Here is a 2639-nt window from a genome sequence, read left to right as displayed (position 1 = left end):
ACACCATAAATAAGTAGGGCAAAGCTCACGCTAATACGAAAGTAAAAGACAATATTTTTTGTTTAGGTACATTCGAATATTTATATCTTTTTGAATTTAAATTAAAAATTGGTGTTTCTTGGTGGAGCGATAGAAATTGGAAAAAGCCTACTTACGACTTATTAAAAATCAATAAGTTAAAAATCTTTAAAAATTTAAAAAATCTGGTAGAATTTGTTGGTCGCTATAACTGTAAATAAAACAGATAGCTACAATTAGAGTGTTCCCTGTATACACAGGGATAAACCGCAGCATATTTTTACGTTTTTGCTGGCGTTTTCGTGTTCCCTGTATACACAGGGATAAACCGTTCGGCCACTTCGGTTAATTTAAAATCAACATGTGTTCCCTGTATACACAGGGATAAACCGGTGGTGCAGAGGCTGTCATTCCTTTAACGAAAGTGTTCCCTGTATACACAGGGATAAACCGCTGATTTTCGCCGGAACTAACTTTATATCGCGCGTGTTCCCTGTATACACAGGGATAAACCGACAGAAAAATACGAGATCGCTAAAGTCAAAATGTGTTCCCTGTATACACAGGGATAAACCGGAAAAAATGGTTTTACACGTGATAATCCACAAGTGTTCCCTGTATACACAGGGATCCCCCCTTTATCTTAATGCGAAAACCCTAACCCCACTTAATTGATAAAATTTTAAGTGGGCTTAAAAGCAGCAACCTAAAAAAACATGACTCACTAAGCTTATCTTAAATTTCAATAAATTAACTTCAGTTAAATATTGCAAATTGTGTAAAAATCGTGTAATTTTTATGCCCAATTTTAGTTATCATTATTGATTATTAAAATTACCGATAAAAGCAGATAAATATGACAAAACTAAATAAAAATAAGTAGCAAGGTAGTATAGTTAAGGATGTCTCGGTTGTTAGTATATCAAATGCCCACATTATGCAGCATGATATTCATTCATTTGCATTGGTTTATTCACAATAAATTTGATTATTGTCCCTTACGGTTTGGTTTTCTAATAAAAACAAAGCAATCACGCTATCAATGTAACAATCCTCAACGCCAGATTTATGGCTATCTATTCATGCCCCCCTTAAAACAACTAATCATTAATCCATTTAATGGGGTAAAACGCACTTATTAAATTGAATGAGAACAATAATAAGGGAAAAAAATGGTAAAACATTTAGATAAAATAGTCGAACAAGCAGGACAAGCAGGGAAAGATTTGCTTAGCCAATTAACCAATAAAGTTAGCCATAACCGTTATACACTAACCATTGATGAACTCAGCGCTCCTATATCGGTGTTAAACGTCAAAGGCGAAGAGGCCTTAAACCAGCTGTGGCATTACACCATTACTTTTACCAGTGCCAATAAAACCCTATCTACCGATGCTTTTTTAAACCAACCGGCTACTTTCTCATTTAATTCTGTTGTAAGCGATGCGCTCAGTTCTGCAATCCGTGCCTTGGGTGATTTTACCAATGATAAAAGCACCCGCAAGGTTTATGGTATTATCACCGAGTTTAGCCAATTATCGGTGAATAAAGAAGAAGCGCATTATCAAGTGGTCTTATCGCCACGACTGGCTAGACTAACGTTAAACCGCAACTGTGCCATATTCCAGAACCAAAGCGTAGTAAGCGTGGTTGAACAAATACTTAGAAGCCACGGACTTAATGGCATAGACTACCGCCTTGAACTTAAAGAGCACTACCCAGCCAGGGAATTTATCACCCAATGGCAAGAAAGCGATTTTGAATTTATACAACGCTTAATGGCGGATGTGGGTATCTGGTTTCGCTTTGAAAGCCATGCCGAGCACGACTGCGACGTAATGGTGATAAGCGATTACGAACAAGGTTATGACCAAGTTGCCCATATTGATTACAAATTACCCAGCGGCACCTTGGACGGTGGCACTGAAAGCGTTTGGGATATTAGCATGCACAGCCAAACGGTGGCATCATCGGTTAAAGTGAAAGATTACAACTACCGTGATGCCAAAGCCAACTTACTTAGCGAGGTCAATAGCCAACCCGATGACCGCACCACTAACGGCACCGACTACCGTTATGGCGAGCACTATCAATATGCAGGTAGTGCCAGTGTCAGTTCAGGTAGTCAAAAAAATAGCCCCAACAAAATTTATAAAAATATTCAAAGTGAGCAAAATGGGGGGATGAGCGAGAATAACGATGATGCACAAAATAAGGATAATGATTACCACCTTAATAGCACCCCAGAAAGTGGCAATTGGTACGCACGTATTCGCCATGAACAAGCAATCAGTGAACAAATAATTATCCGAGGCAAAAGCAACCGTTATAACCTTGCTCCTGGGCAACTCATTAGCCTTAATGGCGCCCCGCTGATTGATATTGATGAAGGCATTATTATTTTAAGTGTTACGGGCAGCGGCAGCCGCACTGATGCTTACCAGCTCAGTTTTACTGCGATACCTTTTAAGGTATTAAAACCGTATCGCCCAGCGCCCCTTGCTTGGCCACAAGTCAGTGGCACCTTACCGGCACGGGTCACCAGTCCCGATAATGACACCTATGGCTATATTGATACCCAAGGGCGCTACCGGGTTAAATTTAACTTTGACCTAACAGAT

General features: G+C 39.4%; 1 protein-coding gene and 1 CRISPR repeat array. The gene reads left to right on the top strand.

The genetic code is table 11. From position 1 onward, the window contains the following. Positions 1-259 precede the first annotated feature (259 nt). Positions 260-655: a CRISPR direct-repeat array (repeat unit 29 nt; unit sequence GTGTTCCCTGTATACACAGGGATAAACCG). A gap of 535 nt (positions 656-1190) precedes the next feature. Then, positions 1191-2639, top strand: a 1449-nt coding sequence (locus A9G36_RS07080; RefSeq protein WP_141670630.1) for a type VI secretion system Vgr family protein, incomplete at its 3' end; no start/stop codon positions are given.

Origin of the sequence: Gilliamella sp. Choc6-1 (genome assembly GCF_001690385.1) — a bacterium.
Lineage (GTDB): Bacteria > Pseudomonadota > Gammaproteobacteria > Enterobacterales > Orbaceae > Gilliamella > Gilliamella apicola_A.
The sequence above is the reverse complement of the archived record's forward strand: the minus strand, read 5'-3'. Positions and strand labels throughout refer to the sequence as shown.